We start from the raw sequence: 19,983 nt of genomic DNA on the forward strand, positions 1-19,983 counted from the left end.
ATCAGAACACTTGTTCTAAAACAATCAATTTATTCAAAATAAAGTGGCTACGTCATGCTCGTTCTTAATCATGCTTTTACAATCAACTATCCTCGTAACCATTGATATAAATGACTTTAAAAATCGAAAAAACTTATACTAGCCTAGATCAAAAAGTAAAGATTTATGCTAAAACATGATTTTCATACACCCCATATACCTTATTGAATAAAAGAAGATTTCCGCCAGATTATTCTAAACGAATTTGCATCTATATTTTTTCTTGTGATATGTGAAGTATATCATAAGTTGTTCCCTCTACTGATTTTATCTTACTTAAATCATCTATAAAGAAAAACACATGATATTTCCATTTGTCAGGATTATAAATAACTATGAATTCACTTTCTTTAATGCTTGGAATATTTTTTTCTACTTCATCTTTAAAATTATTAAGGCTTCCCTGAGGTTTTATTTCTCTTTCTATCTCAAATACATATTTACTATCTTTAATTTTATATGTTGTTGTATCAATTAATGGTATTCCTACATTTACTTTCTGCCATCCAAAAGAAGTTATTATATTGTCATAAAAACCATTAAACAAAAATTTATTTAACCCATTACTATCTTTCCAAACATATAAAGGACAATAACTATTTTGCAGATTCTCATTTTTTCCTTTTTCTGTTGTTAGATATAATTTAAACTTTAAATCTTCAAATCCATCTGTTTTATATCCGTTGTTTTTTACTCTATCCTTTACTATGCTCATATCATAATCGCTAGGTAATATAATCTTATATTGAGTTGCTATCATTTCTTTTTATCCCCCCTTTTAATTTTAGTTCCAACTTTATTTTTGATTCATAAATGAAATTATTGCTCAACTCGTGCCTTTCCTTTTACACTTACAGTTTAACTCCCATTATAAAAATTGTATAATACTTATAAATAATCTTTAATATCACTAATAGTGATGGCAATGTAAATTAATTTTAATGAAAGGTTTCTATACTATGGAAATTAATGATCTAAGAATATTTCAGATAGTTGCTTATGAAAAATCTATATCAAAAGCTGCTTTAAGACTTGGTTATGCCCAATCAAATATAACTGCACGAATTAAATTACTTGAAAATAAATTAAACACTACTTTATTTATAAGAAACAATAAAGGAACTGTAATTACACCTAATGGAGAAAAATTGCTTAAGTATGCAGATAAAATTCTTGAATTAATTGATGAAGTTAATGATGAGTTTCTTACTCCTAAAATTTATTCTACTATTAAAATAGGCGCTACTCAGACTATTTCTGCATCTATTTTACCTAAATTATTTTATTTATTCCATGAGAAAAATCCCGAAGTATCTTTGACCTTGAAAACAGAAACTCTAAAAAATCTTCTAGATATGATTTTAAAGAATGAATTAGATGGGGCTTTTATATCTGATGAAATTACATCTTCAAAAGTAAAAAAAGTTGTTACCTTTAAAGAAAAGCTTGCACTAGTATCTTCTATAAGCATTGATTCCATTAATGATTTACAAGCTCCTATAATAGTAAATTCAGATGCTGATTGCCCTTATCGTAAGCTCTTACAAAAATGGTTGAGTTATAACACCTCTAAAGGAGATACTATTATTGAATTTGATTCACTAGAATCTATCCTTAGGGGCATAGGTGAAGGTCTTGGCATATCTCTTTTACCAAAAAGTATTTTGCCTAAAAATCATAATTTTTTCATTTATGATTTAAAAGATGACTTTTCTGAATTAGAAATTAAATTTGTAGTCAACAAGAATTTAAAAATCAATCTTTTACTTAAAAGTTTTATCAGTGTAACAAATGACTATCTTTTAAATTCTCAGTAATTAATTTTTAACAATATAGTTTGGTCATTACAGGCTTCAAACCCGCATTATTTAAGCATATTCTGAAGAATATATATGGTAATATTGTTAAGAATATATATTCTTAACAATATTTATGGTATACCATATTAGAATACAGTGGTTTTATAAAACGCTACTCTAAAAAATTCACTCACTATAAAATATTGATGCTTCTTTAAATATAGAGCCTATAAGTATCTACTGATTTAAAGAGGCATACATTTCTGCTGCTGTATAAAGGTAGTAAGAAAGTCCAGTTAACTGATTTTCAAGCATACTTCTATGAAAATCATCATCTAAAAAGAACTTCGCTTGAGCTACAAATGATTTTGCATCCACCATATGACCATGCTTATTTAGAAATTCAATATGATTTTTTAATGTTTCCTGTATACTTGTATCATTAGCCTTTACACCATTTTTTAGAGCATCTTTTATATAGTTCATAAACTGCTGTGCTTCCATAGCTGCCTCATTCATATTATTAACTTGATCTTCATCTACATCAGGCATATCATATCTATACTTACCTTTAAGGTAGTTTTTCTGATTTGAAAGTGCATCCTTCCATTCCTCTTTATTGAATCCCTTAAACATTGCTGACTTATCCATAATTTCTCCTCTCTTACCAAGGACAATTGATTCATTTATAGTTTTTAGCAAACGATCAGTTCTCTGCTTGCGCGCAATTAGCATTTCCTGTTGTTTAACTAAACACTCTAACCGATTCGGCTCATCCTCAAGTGCTTTTTTAATATCACTAAGAGAAAAATCAAGCTCACGATAAAATAATATTTGCTGAAGTCGCTCAAGTTCTTTTTCACCATAAAGACGGTAGCCGGCTTCATTTACCTCATGTGGAAATAGTAATCCTATTTTATGATAATGATGTAGTGTTTTTACAGTGACTCCTGTAAATTTTGCAACTTCTTTAACCGTGTATAGCATAATTCTTCACCTCGTTTATAATAATAAGACCTCCTGTAAGGTGAGGGTCAAGATTATTTCTAAGCTTTTATTTATTAATATATATGTTGCAATTCACATTTCACAATTTACAATTGCGGACAAAATTCTTGCAATATTTTTAGAATTATGATGAAGAATTATTTTTGCAATATATATATAATTTTCACTGCTACAAATAATTTGTAATACATTTTACTAATGAAATATTATTCAATTATTAAGAGGATTTTTTTGTTTATTGCATCAACATTCTATCTCATAAAGATATATAAATAATTACAAATTCTCTTCATCCTATAAACCAATTTGCTCAATCCAATTTTTAACCTGCTGTTCAGTAAAATTACTCATAGCTTCAAAGCCAGGAAGGATTGTTGATTTCTGACATTCTTTTGCAATATTAATTTGAATTTGCCCAAAACCTCCCCCACCATGAGTGCAAAAAGGAATAATAGTCTTTCCCTGCAAATCCACGTTTCTTAAAAAACTTAGTATTGGTGGAGCGAATGATTTAAACCAATTGGGAGTACCTAAAAAAATGTGATCGTAAGACTTGACTGGTTCTTCTCCAGACAATAATTTTGGACAATATCCATTTTCAATTTCATTCCTTACTTCCTTTGCTGCTGTATTATAATTGAATGCATAGGACTTTTCAGGAACTAACTCCCTAATATCTCCTCCCGTTTGTTTTGCTATTTCTTCTGCTAACATTCTTGTTGTATTTGAAAAAGAATAAAATACTACTAATATTTTGCTCATTTTTACCTCCGTAAAGCCTATAAGTCTTTATATGATATTTTTATATTTCTCTCAATATTTTTACATAATTCAAGAAGATTTTGCAACTTATCTTTATACTTTATTTAGCATATACATATTACTATTTCATATTCTCTAATATACTTTGATAAGATGAAATGACTGTATTTTGACATTGCATTTTATTTCATAGCAAATTACAATATTACTCCATATTTTTTGCTAATGCAGAAAGTTTACTTAATGTTTTCCAATTGCGCACAGTTGTTGGCACATTCAATTTATGAAGATTATTAGCAAGTTTTGAATTTCGAATACTATGATGGAATAATAGATATACTTCTCTTCCTATAACTTGGTACTTATCACTTTCGCTTCCATAAACATCTATGCACTCAATCTTTTCTCTTAAGGGATTATGTTTCAATAACGAAACATATAAACACTCTACTTTGGATAATGTCTCTGCTTTTGTTATTTCGTCGTTGGAGAATGGACAATTTAAGATAATCTGTTCTAATTCTGTAGAAGTCCTCAAAATGACTTTTGTAGAAATCCCAAAGACTGCCTCAATCCCATTTTCAATTTTATTGCACAGAATATCTTCTGTCTCATCTGATTTGAATAAAACATTTCCACTTTGAATATAGGTTTTTACTTCACAAAGTCCGATTGATTCAAATACTTGTTTCAAATCTGCCATCTTAATTATATTTTTTCCACCTACGTTAATTCCTCTTAACAATGCTATATATACAGTCATATCTGAGTCCTCCTTAATATGAAAATAAATTATAATAATTTACTATTTGGGATTAATTATAACATAGCTTGTAAGTATTATATTACTCACTTTTAAAGTAACATTATTCTGTTAATTGCCAAGTTAAATCTCCATATTATACAATTAAAAATGTCACACTCTTACCTCTGAATAGTGTGACATTTCAATAAATCTATATCTTATCTATTTAAATTGAAAATGCTCATAATTAAAATTTATGATATTAAAATTGCTATCTTTAAACTGCTTTTTTAAATTTTCTCTCATTGGGGCTGGACCGCAAAAGTAAACATCAACACTATCTTTTATATTCACCAATTTAGATATTTCGTTTACTGATAAAAATCCCTTTTCTTTTGAATTAAATAAGTGCACTCTTAAATTATTACTGTTTAATAGCTGCAATTCTTCTTTATATGCGCCTTCATCTTCATTATTGTATGCATAAAAAAGATCTACCGAAAATTCTTCCCCTACACCTGATTGAGCAAAGCTCCTAAAAGGTGTTATTCCAATTCCTCCTGCAATCCATATTTGATTCTTGACACCAGTTTTATAATTAAATTTACCATGAGGTCCTGAGACAACAAATTCATCTCCAACCTTAAGTGTATTTAACAACTCCTTTGTATGATCTCCTAATGCTTTAATAGTGAATTGCAATTCTCCACTCTTAGGTGCTTCACTTATTGTAAATGGATGTGAAACAAATCCATTTTCATTATTTAAAATCTTCAAAAAAGCGAATTGCCCAGGTTTGAATTTTATTTCTTTTCCAATAGAATCACCTGTAATCTCAAAGGTTCCATTGGCTACTATCTCTAGTTTCTTCACTCTATATTTATACTTAAACGAAATTTTTTCATAAAGGAATACACTATAAATTGCAGATATTATACCTATGATGTTTATAAGATTTAGCCATATACAAAAAGGTTCCAATGAAAAGACAGCATAAGTTGCACTTCCATAATAGTGATAAATTCCAAATGCATAAGGAATAATCATAAATTTATGAATTGTTTTCCACTTTTCATAATTTAATTTTTTAGCCACAAGGGCGATTAATATAAGTACTATAAATATATACATACTAAAAGTCCCATACATGGCATAAGGATCTTTAGGAATTTTTATTCCATTGGCCCTTTCAATTTTTTTCCCCATACTTATTGTTATATTATGAATAACAGCCAAAGCCAACGCACAAATACTTAAATACTTATGGTAAATATATGATTTATCTAGTCCATCAAATAAGCCATCTAAAATTTTATGCCTAGTTGAAATGAAATTAATAAATGCAAATGCTACCAATGCAAATGCAGCTATTAATTGAGAATATCCACTCATTGCAGATATTTCTCTTATAGGTTCAACAAATAACCATAATACCCATGTTATTATCATACTCATAAGTATAACTAACTTTCCCGATATACTCTTCATACTTATCATCCTTTCATAACTCTCTATATTTATATAAGTTTATTTTCGATAAAGCAAAGTTTTACTCTTGAATAAGAAGAATAAACTCCAATTATAAATGTTACATAGATAATATAATTTATTGTAATTATTGCATTATTAGCCCCAATATATCTATATATACATACAATCCCTGGAATTACTAGAAATGTAGCCGAAACTAATCTACCCGCTCTATCGAAAATAAAGGACTTGTCCGACTTTTTAATATTTTTGATATGCTTTGATGTTATTATAAATTCAATAAATTTAAAACATACAAATCCAAAATACCATATAGGCAAAATTTTTATGTTTATTAACGCTATGTATGAAATCAGAATATAAAACAAATCTGCAAATACATCTAGTTTGGCTCCTATTATCGAAGTTGAATTAGTTTTTCTTGCAATTTTGCCATCTAATAAATCTGAAATACATATTAATAAAAATAAAACGCTCAAATTCACATTTCTTTCCTTAGCATATATAAATTGCTCGATTATATTCTGAACAAATAATACTGATAGTATTATTCTTGTTATTGTAATTAAATTAGGTACATATCTGACTATAATTTTCAAAGAGCCCCTCCCCATTTTTCATTGTTTTAATAAATCATTTTAAGATAATTAAACAAAACCTTCTAATTTTCTCCTATATATTACAAGTTTACAACAAAAACACCTATATTTCTATAGGTGCTCTTAGAATTTGCATTCTAGGCTTAATTTATATAATTTTTCTCATCTAGTATTTACTATTTTCTAGATTTCTCATGCTTAATCTTCATGAATAACATTCTGACTTTATTTTTAAATGTTATATTGTTTAGGCAAATATATTTTTATTTAAATAATTTTCCTCTCATATGAAAATATAATTCTGGAGTATCTTCTGTAATAACTTTAAATTCATATCCTTTAGATTTATAATATTTTATTATTTGTGGAAGAGCCTTGCATGTATTCTTATGCATATCTGTACAATGCAAAAGTAATATTATGTTTTGGCGATTTTCACTTCCTTTTATTGCTTTTCTATATAAAGTATCTGGCGAAAGCCTTGAATTTAATCCATCCGTATTATCTAAATCCCAATCATATATTTTGAATCCCTCATCATGTAATCTTTTTAAATATTTTTTGTTCAATCTTTTGTTACTTCCGCAGGGAAATCTAATTATATTAGGTGAGATTCCAATAGCCTTATTTATTTCATCGCGGCATTTAATCATTTCTTTTATAAATGCGTCTTCACTGCTATAAATTTTCCTTATTTTGTGGGTATATGTATGAAGCCCTATTCCATTTCCTTCATCATAAATTCTTTTTACCACATCTTCTTTTCCTTCAATTTGATTTCCAATTAGAAAAAAAGTTGCATGCACTTTATTTTCCTTTAATACGTCCAAGACACTATTTGTTACTTTGCTACTAGGTCCATCATCAAAAGTTAAATAAATTGTTTTTTTCTTATGCTCACTTATCTTTTCATTTAAAGTAACATCTTCATTGAATACTAAATCACATAAATTAGAATTAATATTTATATTGTCTATAAATATAGTTAGAATAAAAAATATACTTGCCAAAAAAAATAAGATATGTTTTGATTTAATTCTCAATTTGTTTTCCTCCTTTGTAACTTGCCTCATAAATCTAAAGCTTATTTCACTTTATTATTAGCTTCTTGAATCTTTTTATTTATAGCAATTTTATACATCTGTTAATTCTTATATAAAATTATTTAAATAAAAAGATTTTCTGCTTAGAAGCAGCTATAAATCAAAGCTATAGTAGATTTTCATTACATCGGAGCATTAATTTTCAAATAACTTAATTCATTCTTTATAAAATTGTAGGTACTTGAAAATGGGAAGCATTAAGCAATATAAGACAAGAAAATAAACCAAATAAAAAACAGCCCACAGAGGTTACTGTATTTAAATATGAAAACTCTAAAAAGACATACCTAAGTTCTATATTAATTTTTAACGACAGATCTATTATTATATATATACTTGAACATCATTCTAATAACAATTATATACCTTCATTTTTTCTCTGATTCTATATCAATGCCTGCCAATTTCATTAAGTATATAGCATTTCTTGTAGGTGAGATTCCTGCCTTCAGCTTATAATCAAAGTGAATTTCATTGTCTGTATAATATTCAGAAAAATGATAGTTTTTAATCTTTGAATTTTTACTATTTTCCATCGCTCCTAATTCTAAATCATGAGTAGATACAAATCCTAAATTTCCAGTTCTACATAATTGCTTTATTAAAATTGTCGCTCCAGCAATCCTATCTTTTGAATTGGTTCCTTTAAAAATTTCATCTAATAAAAATAAGACTTGCTTACCTTCTTTTGAAGCTTTAACAATATTCTTAATTTTTAGTATCTCAGCATAAAATGAAGATATACTTTGTCCTAGATTATCGCTTATCTTCATGCATGTATATAAATCCATAATATTACAAGAAAATTCATCTGCACATACTGGAGCACCAGCGTATGCTAATACAATATTAATACCAATAGTTCTCATAAAAGTACTTTTACCAGACATATTAGAGCCTGTTATAAGTATAACCTGATATGGATCTTCTACATTTAAGTTATTGCATACACGTTTATCCCCTAAAAGAGGATGACCAATATTTTTAGCAAGAATCTTTGATGATCCATTTATAATTTGGGGCATGCTCCAATATGGATTATCATATTTAATGCCAGCAATACTACTTAGCGCTTCTAACTCACCTATTGTATCTAGCCACTTTTGAAAATTATCCCCTGATTTTATCCGCCACAATTCAAGTGAAATAGCCAGATGATATTCTATCATAAGAATTGGATTTAAAATAGGATATAGAATATTACGCCTATTAGCTATTAATTCGCAGATTTTAGAAAATGAGTCAATTTGCTTAGATGCACTTTGTCCATCAGTATTATAAAATTTTTCACATAAATTCATAATATACTTTGAATTAAATTTATGCCCTTCTACATACTTAATCATATTTTTATATGTTACTATGCTATTTTTGTATTTCTCAGCAATAATTAAATTTTTTCTTCTATCATCTTTTTTTATCATTAAAATGATACATTGAATAAAAATCAAAAAAGTAGGAATGTAAAATGGAACTAAATTAAATATTTTGGGCACAAATATATGAATATCTAACAGAAACGTTAGTAAAAAATCCATTATTTTAAGTATCAATATTAAGGTAGTTATTGTAGTTATTATTGAAAGAATTCTTAATCCCCAAATCGCTTCTTTTTTTATTACAAAGTTACTTCTTTCTTTCATCCATAAAAAAAGTTCATCTGGATTTTGTTTATTGTTTGAAATTATTTCTCCCTCTACCTCAAGCCTTTGCCTAAAATTTATTTTTGGGGCCAGTTCTTTGACAGCAGATTGCCTATTGTATATATTTTGATTATTTTTAGGCTTTTCTGTTAAGATTTCTTTAAGTTTTTGTCTTCCAATGTAAGTATGTGATGCATTCATCCATTGGAATAATGATCCTTTACCAAAAATATCAAGATCGTATGAATAATTATGGTTTTTATCTATAAAATCTTCACCATCATCCTCAAAGTATTTCCACTCCCCAGTTAATCTTTTTATAGATGTATCATTTACGTCATATAATGCATTAATATACAACTTCTTATTTTTAATTACTTGATACAAAGCACCTAAATAACAAAATAAAAGAACTGTTATTAAAATTCCAAAATAAAATAAGTAACAGTTGTTCTTTATATATGATATTATTAAAATTGCAAATCCAAGTAAAAACATACAAAATCGTAATATACTTATATTATTAAGATTCTTTTGCTGCCTTTTGAGTAATAGAAAATAGCGAGATTTTCTTTTTTCATATTTTTCTTTTTGTGATATCACTCCTACTCCCCCTCTTAGGATTAAACACCTTTTAATGACTATTCTTCTTTAATAATTTTGATACGCTTCTTTATATTGAATTGATTGGGTATGGAATTTAGCAATTTATCTTCTCTTCCAGTAAATTGTATTTTCTATAAAATATCGGCGCATCTATTTGATTATTTTTACCGCAGTCATATACATTTTTACATACATATAATAAATCATTTATATTATTATGAAGAGTCATAATTCTACGAGTCAGCTGATTATTTTTAAACATTCTTTTCATAACTATTCCTGCTAATTTTGAAGGCATTTTATGGGCAAATAATTCATTATTATAATTTTTTAGATTTACATTCCTAGATGAAATTATTTTTACAGTTTCCCTTATAGTTAATATTGTTTCTGATAAAATTTTAGAGGAATCCATCAGTTTTTCTGCTGCCTCAGTTGTATTTTTTATATCGCCATATTCTCCAGCGTTTGTTATAACTGCTGCATTTATCGCCATGTGAATCCAAATCCACTCTAGCATATCAAAAGGTATTTCAGCTTTAATATGGCAATCAGATAACAATTCCAATAACTTATCATAATTTTTAATATTTGTTTTTTCTTTGCTTTCAAGCATAATATGATCAAATATACAGCAATTTAGTTCATGATCACTTATATTTCCACCTGCTACTGGATAACCAAGTATGAACTTCCATCCTTTAAATAAATTTTCAGTATAATTTTTATCTTCCCATATTCCGTTGAAAATTATCAAAGTACCATTAATGCCATTCTCTTTTAATGTTTTTATTACGCCTTCGATTTTTCCAGCTGGAACACTCACTAATATGAAATCATAAGAACTGTTTTTATTTGCAATATGGATCTTATAATTATCATTTTTTTCTTCGCCTTTATTATTAAATCTTCCATCTAATAACTTAACATTTATATTTTCAGCTACAAATGCTTTTTTGCTGTCTCTTATTAAATGCTCTACTTTGTGCCCCTCTTTTTGAAAAACATATCCATAAGTTGTTCCAATTACTCCAAGCCCTATTATTAAAACTTTCATTTTTACACCTCTAAATCTCCATTTATATTCCAGTTAATTGTAACATATTTTGTAAATACTATCCTTTTATGTTTTCAAAAATCATTATTTTAATTCCATAAATCTTATGGAGTTACATAGTAAGCGTTCAATAAATCTATAATTTACTATACAAAAAAAATCGCAAATTCAATTTTCTTGAATAATGCGATTTTAGAATTTATTAAATCATACTCTTTTTTTGTAATATTGTTTTTAGGCTATAATTGTGAAATGGTAAATGGATTCACAAAGAGCAAATAACCATTTGATCTCGAAAGTTTATCCATCTTTTTCATTATTTCACCAGCTTTATCTCCAACAGTAATTCTTTCAAGAAAAATCACTCGACAGATACCACTGACTACATGTTTTAAAACAACCTGAGGAATTTGATTTTTGCTCAATTCATTTTCTCCATTTAATATAATTTCATCAATAATTTTATTTTTAGGTTCATATATTTCTTTAAACTCTTTTAATAAGATTTTTGCCTGCTCATCTATCTTTATTTTTTCCTTCTTCATTAATAGTCACCTCATTGCCTTTAAAACATATTCTAGATTATTATTTTCACGTAATAACTTACTAGTATGACTCAATTATAGCACAAATTGTAAATACCAATCATTAAATTTTCCTTAATCTATTTTTACTAATTACTCCATAAAATCTGAATATTACTTAGTTATAATATTTTATTAACTTCATTATCTATTAGAAATATTATAAACAATCTTTCTCATAATATTTAATAAATTTTCTCTTTCTTCATAAGTATCTAGAGAAATCATTATTTTTCCATAAATCTCTTCTTCAAATTTTATATGCTCCTCTTGCGCTTTTTTCCCTTCTTCCGTAAGCTCTAATTTATAAGATCTTCTATCTCTTTTACTAATAGATCTCCTTATAAGATTACGCTTTTCTAATCTATCGATCATGTTAGTCAATGTACTTTTAGGAATATTCAATATTTCTAAAATATCTCTAATAATAACTTCTTCTTTCTCGGAAATAATTCTAATTATAGATATTTCATTATCACTAAGTCCTTTTATTCTAGTATATTTAGCTTCAATATCTTTATAGCTTGATTCAAATAACATACGATGCCATAATATATTAAATTCATCTATTTGCTTTTTACAATCTTTATCCATATTGTCACTCCAATCTATTAATGATTATTTTTTTATCTTAGCGCTAATTGCAAAACTCTTATAATTAATCTTTTTAAAATCAAATGGCTCAAATCCGCATTTTACTAAAAGTGCCTTAATTTCTTTTTCAGAATATATTTTATAATCACCATTATTAGATATTTTGCAATATAAATTTATAAATTGTCTACAAATTACTGGTGCCGTTGGATCCCCTATAATTAATAAACCACTATTCTTTAATACTCTTTTCATCTCTAATAATACTTTTTCTGGGCTTGGATAATGATGAAAAGACGCATTACATACAATTACATCAAAAGAATTATCTTCCCAAGGTATATCCTCTGAATCACCAACTTTTAGTTCCGCTTTATCCCCAAGATTTTTCTTAGCTATCCCAATCATATTTTCTGAGATATCTACTCCATATAAACCAAACTTATAGTTGGCGCTAAGTTTTATTAATACATTACCTGTCCCACATCCAACATCTAATATTTTTTTAGGATGTGCACTTATTACCCTACTAACAATCTCATCATACATTGGGGCTACAAACTTTCCATCACTGCTTTCATCGTAAACTTCAGCTGTCCTATTAAAGTTTATTCTCGAATTTTCCTTAAACATGTTTTTATTATTACCTTCCACATAAATCACTCCCCATAATAATAGTTCTATTTTAGTATAGTTCCATATACGAACTATACTTAGATACTACTACTATCAAAAGTAAAATACAACCATTTTTTATATATTTTCCTGTAAATGCAAAATATATTAATTTACATCATAATTAACAATGCACATTCCACAATTCAGAATTACGGCTAAAATTCTTACAATATTTTGGGAATTATGATAAAGAATTATTTTTGTAACATATATAAATACAAGAATATTATTAATTCTTTAGTTGAATTTCATTACTTTTCATCCATATTATAAAACCAATAATTTCCCTTGTATTTAGGCATCAAAAAATCACTAGACATTGCCTAGTGATTTTTTGATTATATAAATATTGTATTAAATTATTATTTAAAATTTTTATTTAACAATACACTATATATTAAATAGTACAGTAACAAAAAGTTTAATATACTATTTTAGATATTTAGTAACAAAATCAGTAAAAAGAATACCTTCTAAATGGTCAATTTCATGACAAAAACATTTTGCTAAATCTCCTGTACCCGTTAGTATTATTTCTTTACCATTTTCATCTAATGCTTGAACTGTCACTTTTTCTGGTCTTAATAATCTTCCAAATACATGTGGATTACTTAAACATCCTTCTATAACTTCTTGACTTCCTTCTTGTTTAATAATCTTTGGATTGACTAATTTTATTAGTCCTTGTCCCATATCTATTACAACTAGCCTTTTAAGTATTCCTATCTGCGGCGCCGCTAAGCCTCCACCATTTTCTGTATTATACATGGTTTCTGCCATATCATCTAGAATTTGTCTGATCTTTTCGTCTACCACTTCAACTTCTCTACTTTTCTTTCTTAAAACTTCATCACCAAATAATCTAATTTTCCTTAATGCCATTTAAACTACACCTCTACTTAATTGAGCTCTTGACTTTCTCTCACTTTGTTCAAAAAGAAAAACTTCCTCTATTGCACAATGAAATATTTGAGAAATATCATAAGCTAGCCATATAGATGGCTCATATTTTTCTGTTTCAATAGAGTTTATTGCTTGTCTTGATACTCCTACAAGAGCTCCCAATTGTTCCTGAGTTAATCCAATAGCTTCACGGAATTCTTTTAGTTTATTTTTCATTAACAACCACTCCTGTCATGTTTACCTTACATAAAAGTATATTCCACTTTAAATTTAATGTCAAGTTAACATTACATGATGTGTGTCTTTGAGTTCCAACTTTTCAAATTCAGTATTATTCTTTATACTGTCCGAGTGGCATTGTACTATAAATTTATTAAGCTAAATTTTCTCCATCCTTAAATGCTCTTAAAGATAACTCATCAAACATTGCTAAATCAGGATTATGACTAGTTCCACAGTAATGAATGCTATCCTCTAACTTCCAGCCTAATTCTTCTAACATATTATTCGCAAATTTAACGCCTTCTGCGCCTATCTTAGGATCAGGATTCCCTTGAGTAAATATTGTTATTAACTTTTTACCTGGATATTTTGCCTTATAATCATTTCCAATCATTGGGAATGTACGATCAAACCAAACTTTTGCTTGTCCTGTAATTGTATAATAATATATTGGAGAACCAAATACGATAGCATCTGCTTCCTTAATTGCATCATACATTGGCTTCAAATAATCATTAACTGCACAACCATCATGAGTACGACAATACATACATCCTTGACATCCACGGATTCCAGAATCATTTAAATCAAATTCAATAACCTCAGCACCTTTGGATTTTGCTCCTTTTTCTACTTGTTCTAATAATCTTGCAGTATATCCATTTTTTCTTGGACTGCCTTTAAAAATAACTACCTTTGACATATCTTATCTCTCCTTTTAAATATAAAATTCTCTAAATTCAATCAATTATCTATTGACTGACTTTATTATATTAAGTAACATATAAATCAACAAGTACGCAAAAAATGTTTAGCTACTAATATTTATATAAGTAATGGAGGCTGCTTTTATGGAAAATTGTTCTATTGAATATGCTTTAAAAATTATAAATGGAAAATGGAAATTATTAATCATTTGGGTTATATCTCAAAATGGAATTGTTCGCTTTAATGAACTACAGCGAAAAGTTGATGGCATATCCAGTCTTATGCTCTCAAAAAACTTAAAAGAACTTGAAGAAGATGCTCTTATTATTCGCCATCAATACAATGAAATTCCACCAAGAGTAGAATATGAATTATCAGAACTTAGTCAAAAACTCATAGTTGCTTTACAATATCTTGGAGAATGGGGCGAAGAAGTTCATAAATATAAAGAAACATCTGTATAATTAATAATCAAAAGTTTTCTTCAACCATGAATAATATACTTATACTAATTCATAGCTACATGCTTTTTTAAAGTTTCGCAGAAAAACCTGCTAATAAAAGTCAATACTTTTTATCGCAGCTTTTTCAGTTATTTTTTCTATTTTATTGCATGCTAATTAGACCAGATGCTTTCTGGTCCAAGCCCTATTTACTATATTATTTATATACTTCTTTTACTCTTGCATAATATATTCTCAAAAACTTATTTAACCCAGCAATTTTAGCTACTTTCGAAGCTTTTCCTTCATCTTCTTTTTTTAACATAAATAAATACACTTCATTGTTCTGAGGTTTATTACTTTTTAAACATTTCATTATCTCAAACCCAGTTTTTCTTAATATCGCAGAACCTCGTTTTGATATCCGCCTTCGCGTTCCGGTAAATTGTCCTGATTGATACGGAGGGGCATCAATACCTGCATATGCTATCAAAGCTTTTCCTCTATGAAATCTCCTAATATCACCTATCTCTGCTATAAGTCTTGGTGCAATAATATCGCCAACTCCGCCCATCTCACGTACAACTCTGTACTCCTTTAAAGACTTTGCTAATTCCTGCATTTGTGATAAAATCAATGCAAGAGTTTTATCTATTTCGCGAAGAACTCTAACTGCTTCCAATACTAACATTTTGGTAGATGGAGCATTGGAAGATAAAGTAGGGATTCCTTGCTGGGCTAAGTCATATATCTTTATAGCTTTAGCTTCGCTTTGTTGATATCCCTTCTTTTTTGCCCAATTTCTATAACTATTAATAAATTGTTTTTTACTTTTTTCTGTAATATTATCATAATGCCAGTATTCCTCAACAAAATCATTTAACTTATCTTTTTCTGGTTTACTTGACCGACTCTTAAGCATTGCTTTAATTCCTGGCATTGTATAATCAAGCATTGTAGTTAAAGATAGCTTACTCTCTATTCTAAGCTTTATGTAATGACCGTACTGTCTTCCAAGAAGACGTAGCTGTACATAAATATCTTCACTAGATTCATAATTAATTAAATGTAACCAGTTATCTAATCCATAATTAGCAATCCTGACAGCATCTAGCTTATCTGTTTTTCCTTTTCTAAGAATTACACTCGCATATTTTTTCATCACTAATGGATTAATAACAGCTACAAAAATTTCACGCTCTTTAAGAAAACTAAGCACAGGTAAGTGATAATTTCCTGTTGCCTCCATTACGACTCTCACTTCATCATTAAAACTATTTATCATCGATGCTAATTCCGCCATCTGACTTTCTGTATGAGTGATTTCATATGGAGATCTAACGATCTCGCCGTATGGTTTTAAAATACATACTGTACTTTTTTCCTTTGATACATCAATTCCTACACTTATCATGAGTAACCTCCAACTTTATTTTAGTAATTGTTTCCACCTGCACTTATTACAATTCATTTTGGTTAGTTACACGAAAGCCTCTATGGTTTCAACCTGCTTAATCGAATATTTATAATAAGGGATGGTTGGCAGTTTTACTGACGGATGTTATCAACCCAAAAATCGCATCGCCAGACCAATTACTCCCTTAATTATAAATAAAATAAGTGCAAGTGCTAACCATTTTTCTTAGTTAATACTTACACTTATACAGTACCAAAAATCGCATATTCATATTTTTTTGAACAATGCGATTTTCTGCTTATTTTATACCATGATCCTATTAAATTTTCCTAATAAATTTTATGAAGGTTACTAAATAATCTAATAAGATAATTATTAAAATTATATGTATCTGAAATAAATTCTATAATCATCTTTACAGTACTACCTTTGACATATCTACCAGTTCTTTGGAGTTTGAGGTAATCTCTTCTAAAGTAGCCGTTATCTCTTCAGTAGCTGCTGCTTGTGATTCCGCTATCATGTTTGTATTGCTAATCTCCTTAATAACTTCATCAATAGAATTTCTCATTTCAAGAAGCAATTGTGATACTTTTTTTGACGATTCACTGCTCATCTGCGAAAGTTTTCTCATCTCACCTGCAACAACTGAAAAACCTCTTCCTGCCTCACCTGCCCTTGCAGCCTCAATAGCTGCATTTAAAGCTAGAAGATTAGATTGAGAAGAAACACTGGTAATAAGATTTAATATAGTATCCGTTTCCTTTATTTTTTCTTCCGTTTTTTGTGTTGCATTTACAATATTATTCATTGAAAATGAAAGTCTTTGAGAATCAGTAGCCACTTCCTCAATACTTGCACTTGTCTGTTGCAGTGAGCTAAAAATGTTCTCTGCTACTTCTTCTACTTTAAACTGTTTATTTAAACTTCTCCCAATTCCAACTCCACCAATAACATTTCCACTTGAATCCTTAATTGGATATGAAATTCCCTTAAATGATACTCCAAATATTTCTTTGGGAACTATCACACTGTGTACCTTACCTTCTTTTATACTTTTATATAAAGGTTCCTCAGGAGTCAATTCTTGTCCAACTTTAATAGGCAAGTTAATGGAATCACCATCACGATAATATATAAATTTCTTAGTATCTGCTACTGCAACTGCTATATCATCTTGTAATATTTCTTTTAATTCAGGAATAACCTCTAAAAATGCCTCAAGTCTATTTTCCATATATACATCCTCCAATAAATCCAATCTATTATAGGTATATATTCGATAAATCTTTCTATATTCCTTGTTTTTTTGCGTTGATTTTGAAAATATATCATTTTATTTTTTAGTATTATTTAATTTGAAATTAATAATTCTTTTGAAAAGAGATTTTTTTAGCTTTCTCCTTTAAATCCATACTGTACTTATTATTTGAGTAATTATAGATTTTCTTTATTATGAGTAAATGTTTATCATACCGAAGTCTTAGAATTCTCAAATCATTCCAAAACCTTTTAAAGTTCTAATATAAAAAAACTTCAGATTACTATTGATATCACTCCATTAAAAGGTATGTAAAATGTTAGAAGTGAAGCTCTTTGAGAAAGAACCTCACTTCTTATTTTTTTCATATAAACTTTTGTTTAATTGTAAAACTAAGACATAGCTTTTAGGGATTTAGTTCCATTTTAGAATTTCGTAGTATTTTGCATATAAAAATCACAAAAGCATTTTCTTAAATTTTAAATTTTTGAACTATAAGGTTAAGTTTTTCAGCTAATTCTGCTTGACCTTGTGCTGCTTTGTTAACCTCTTGAATACCGGTATTTGTTTCATCTATACTAGCTAATATTTCTTCAGAGCTTGCAGCGGACTCCTCAGCAGTAGCTGATACATTCTGAATAACTATATTCACCTGCTCTATGGTTTCTGACATCTGTTTTGCTGCAGAAGCTATTCCTGAAGCCATTTCATTAATATACTCTGAATCTTTTTCATACTGTAATCCAGTTTCAGAAAGCAGCATATAACTTGGTTTAACATTACTTAGCATAAATTCTAGCATATCATGCCCGCTTTGTGTAAGATTATCAAATGCGCTCTGCACTTGAACTACCATATTCTGAATGTTTCCAACTGCTTGAGTTGACTGTTCAGCAAGTTTTCTTACTTCATCTGCAACTACTGCAAATCCTTTGCCCTGCTCACCAGCTCTTGCAGCTTCTATAGCTGCATTTAATGCAAGAAGGTTTGTCTGTTCAGCTATGCTTGCAATTGAATCAGCCATAACCTTTACATCTTCAACAACTTTTCCTTCTTCAATAGCCTTAGTTATATTTGTCTGTTGTTTTTCGTATATCGAGTTGCTTACGCTTATTTCATTTTCTGCTTTATTTTTAATACTTTTAGCTCTGCTCGTTATTTCTTTTGAGGACTCTTTAGCACCATCTGCGCTTTCTGCAAGTTTCATTGTTGTAGACCCAATTTCTTCTGCAGATGCAGATACTTCTTCAGTAGTTGCACTCAAATCCTGGTTTCCTCTTGCTATTTGATTTATAGATTCTGTGACTATTTCCATCTTAGATGAAATTTCCTCAGTTGTAGCAGATAATTCCTCACTTGTAGCACTCAAATCACTAGAACTATTTATTATTTCAGAAATTAACATCCTAATTTTATCTCCAGCTAAATTCAGGGATTTTGCTAGCATTCCAATTTCATCTCTACTATCTATATGTATTTTATTTGTTAAATCTCCCTCACCAATTGCTTCTGCAAATACTACTACTTTTTTTAATTGATTCGAAATTATTCCAGAGATTAGCCATCCAAATATGATAGCAAGAAGAAGCCCAAGGACTGTTATTATGTTTATCGTATATAATGAAACTTTAAAAGTAGCATTATTTTCATTATAAGCATCGTCAGCTTCTCTTAGATTTATATCTATTAACTTATCCAAACTAGCAAATGCTTGTTTTCTAGCTTCTGTTACAGCATTAAATTTTGCATCAGCTTCTTCATAATTTTTTTCCATTGCAAATTTAATCACAACATCACGAGCTACCTTATATGCTTCAAAATCCTTTTCAAATTTTGAGAAAATTTCTTTCTCTTCCTTTGATGTAAATGATTTTTCGTATTCTTCTATTAATTTCGTATTAGAACCATTTAAAGTGTCTATCTCTTTAAGAATTGAATCTTTCTGTTCTTCCTTACGTTGATATACAAGCTTTAGCAAATCAGCACGTATGCCTGCAGTGTTCTTCTCAATGTCTGTTAAATTCTTTATAGTTTTTAAATCATTATCATGCATACTCATTGCATTAGAATTAATTTTGCTAAGATTCACTATCCCAATAGCCCCAACAACACCAATAAATAATGCAATCAATACAAAACAGGAAATAAGCTTCTGCCTTGTTTTAAGATTATTAAACCATTTTCTCATCCCAATCTCCTCCATTTTTTCATCTATTATTCCTTATTATATAATATATTTATATTTTCCTCCATCTTTTTTACCATTTTTTCGTCATTATATAACTAATTAAAACGTTATCAAACAATTGTAATCATTTTAT

20 protein-coding genes are annotated in these 19,983 nt (G+C 28.4%); 2 read left to right on the forward strand and 18 right to left on the reverse strand.

Translation table 11 applies throughout. From position 1 onward, the window contains the following. Positions 1–250 precede the first annotated feature (250 nt). Positions 251–799 (reverse strand): DUF4865 family protein, encoded by a 549-nt coding sequence (locus PZA12_RS17720; RefSeq protein WP_078116650.1) that lies wholly within the window; start codon positions 797–799, stop codon positions 251–253. 199 nt (positions 800–998) lie between these two features. Between PZA12_RS17720 and PZA12_RS17725 the strand changes: the two genes are divergently transcribed. Next, the gene (locus PZA12_RS17725; RefSeq protein WP_078116651.1) at positions 999–1,856 is read left to right on the forward strand and encodes a LysR family transcriptional regulator; all 858 of its coding nucleotides are present in this window, start codon (positions 999–1,001) and stop codon (positions 1,854–1,856) included. 219 nt (positions 1,857–2,075) lie between these two features. Here PZA12_RS17725 and PZA12_RS17730 read toward each other — a convergent pair whose 3' ends face one another. From PZA12_RS17730 to PZA12_RS17795, 14 genes are all read right to left on the reverse strand, one after another. After that, on the reverse strand, positions 2,076–2,825 hold the full coding sequence (locus tag PZA12_RS17730; protein WP_078116652.1) for a MerR family transcriptional regulator: 750 nt from the start codon (positions 2,823–2,825) through the stop codon (positions 2,076–2,078). A gap of 315 nt (positions 2,826–3,140) precedes the next feature. Further along, positions 3,141–3,608, reverse strand: coding sequence for a flavodoxin (locus tag PZA12_RS17735; RefSeq protein WP_077829824.1), 468 nt, complete (start codon positions 3,606–3,608; stop codon positions 3,141–3,143). A 205-nt stretch (positions 3,609–3,813) separates the two neighbouring features. Continuing rightward, positions 3,814–4,371 carry a DUF1697 domain-containing protein gene (locus tag PZA12_RS17740; RefSeq protein WP_078116653.1) on the reverse strand — a complete coding sequence of 186 codons (558 nt, stop codon included), beginning with the start codon at positions 4,369–4,371 and terminating at the stop codon, positions 3,814–3,816. A gap of 204 nt (positions 4,372–4,575) precedes the next feature. Then, positions 4,576–5,841 carry a ferredoxin reductase family protein gene (locus PZA12_RS17745; protein ID WP_078116654.1) on the reverse strand — a complete coding sequence of 422 codons (1,266 nt, stop codon included), beginning with the start codon at positions 5,839–5,841 and terminating at the stop codon, positions 4,576–4,578. Between the two features lie 29 nt (positions 5,842–5,870). Then, positions 5,871–6,443: a CDP-alcohol phosphatidyltransferase family protein gene (locus PZA12_RS17750; RefSeq protein WP_078116655.1), complete on the reverse strand. Its 573-nt coding sequence runs from the start codon at positions 6,441–6,443 to the stop codon at positions 5,871–5,873. A 263-nt stretch (positions 6,444–6,706) separates the two neighbouring features. Then, the gene (locus tag PZA12_RS17755; protein WP_078116656.1) at positions 6,707–7,486 is read right to left on the reverse strand and encodes a polysaccharide deacetylase family protein; all 780 of its coding nucleotides are present in this window, start codon (positions 7,484–7,486) and stop codon (positions 6,707–6,709) included. Between the two features lie 428 nt (positions 7,487–7,914). Next, positions 7,915–9,792 (reverse strand): MutS family DNA mismatch repair protein, encoded by a 1,878-nt coding sequence (locus PZA12_RS17760; RefSeq protein WP_078116657.1) that lies wholly within the window; start codon positions 9,790–9,792, stop codon positions 7,915–7,917. Positions 9,793–9,889: 97 nt separating this feature from the next. Beyond that, complete coding sequence (locus PZA12_RS17765) at positions 9,890–10,852, reverse strand: ketopantoate reductase family protein (RefSeq protein ID WP_078116658.1); 963 nt, start codon at positions 10,850–10,852, stop codon at positions 9,890–9,892. A 239-nt stretch (positions 10,853–11,091) separates the two neighbouring features. After that, entirely contained in the window at positions 11,092–11,397 is a 306-nt protein-coding gene (locus PZA12_RS17770) for a hypothetical protein (RefSeq protein ID WP_078116659.1), read from the reverse strand. A gap of 183 nt (positions 11,398–11,580) precedes the next feature. Further along, a complete protein-coding gene (locus PZA12_RS17775) occupies positions 11,581–12,030 on the reverse strand; it encodes a MarR family winged helix-turn-helix transcriptional regulator (RefSeq protein ID WP_078116660.1) in 450 nt (149 codons plus the stop codon). A 24-nt stretch (positions 12,031–12,054) separates the two neighbouring features. Then, positions 12,055–12,684, reverse strand: coding sequence for a class I SAM-dependent methyltransferase (locus PZA12_RS17780; protein ID WP_103697785.1), 630 nt, complete (start codon positions 12,682–12,684; stop codon positions 12,055–12,057). A gap of 453 nt (positions 12,685–13,137) precedes the next feature. Further along, a complete protein-coding gene (gene def, locus PZA12_RS17785; RefSeq protein WP_077838415.1) occupies positions 13,138–13,590 on the reverse strand; it encodes a peptide deformylase in 453 nt (150 codons plus the stop codon). Next, positions 13,591–13,827, reverse strand: coding sequence for a helix-turn-helix transcriptional regulator (locus tag PZA12_RS17790; protein WP_041898271.1), 237 nt, complete (start codon positions 13,825–13,827; stop codon positions 13,591–13,593). A gap of 157 nt (positions 13,828–13,984) precedes the next feature. Continuing rightward, positions 13,985–14,536, reverse strand: coding sequence for a flavodoxin family protein (locus PZA12_RS17795; RefSeq protein ID WP_103697786.1), 552 nt, complete (start codon positions 14,534–14,536; stop codon positions 13,985–13,987). Positions 14,537–14,684: 148 nt separating this feature from the next. Between PZA12_RS17795 and PZA12_RS17800 the strand changes: the two genes are divergently transcribed. Beyond that, positions 14,685–15,005, forward strand: a complete 321-nt coding sequence (locus tag PZA12_RS17800; protein WP_077843988.1) for a winged helix-turn-helix transcriptional regulator — start codon at positions 14,685–14,687, stop codon at positions 15,003–15,005. 196 nt (positions 15,006–15,201) lie between these two features. Here PZA12_RS17800 and PZA12_RS17805 read toward each other — a convergent pair whose 3' ends face one another. The 3 genes from PZA12_RS17805 to PZA12_RS17815 form a co-directional block, all read right to left on the reverse strand. Next, a complete protein-coding gene (locus PZA12_RS17805) occupies positions 15,202–16,398 on the reverse strand; it encodes an IS110 family transposase (RefSeq protein WP_103697787.1) in 1,197 nt (398 codons plus the stop codon). Between the two features lie 418 nt (positions 16,399–16,816). After that, positions 16,817–17,638, reverse strand: a complete 822-nt coding sequence (locus PZA12_RS17810; protein WP_077838416.1) for a methyl-accepting chemotaxis protein — start codon at positions 17,636–17,638, stop codon at positions 16,817–16,819. Between the two features lie 496 nt (positions 17,639–18,134). Beyond that, positions 18,135–19,850, reverse strand: a complete 1,716-nt coding sequence (locus PZA12_RS17815) for a methyl-accepting chemotaxis protein (RefSeq protein ID WP_103697788.1) — start codon at positions 19,848–19,850, stop codon at positions 18,135–18,137. Positions 19,851–19,983: the final 133 nt, after the last annotated feature.

Origin of the sequence: Clostridium beijerinckii (assembly GCF_036699995.1) — a bacterium.
GTDB classification, from domain to species: Bacteria; Bacillota; Clostridia; order Clostridiales; family Clostridiaceae; genus Clostridium; species Clostridium helianthi.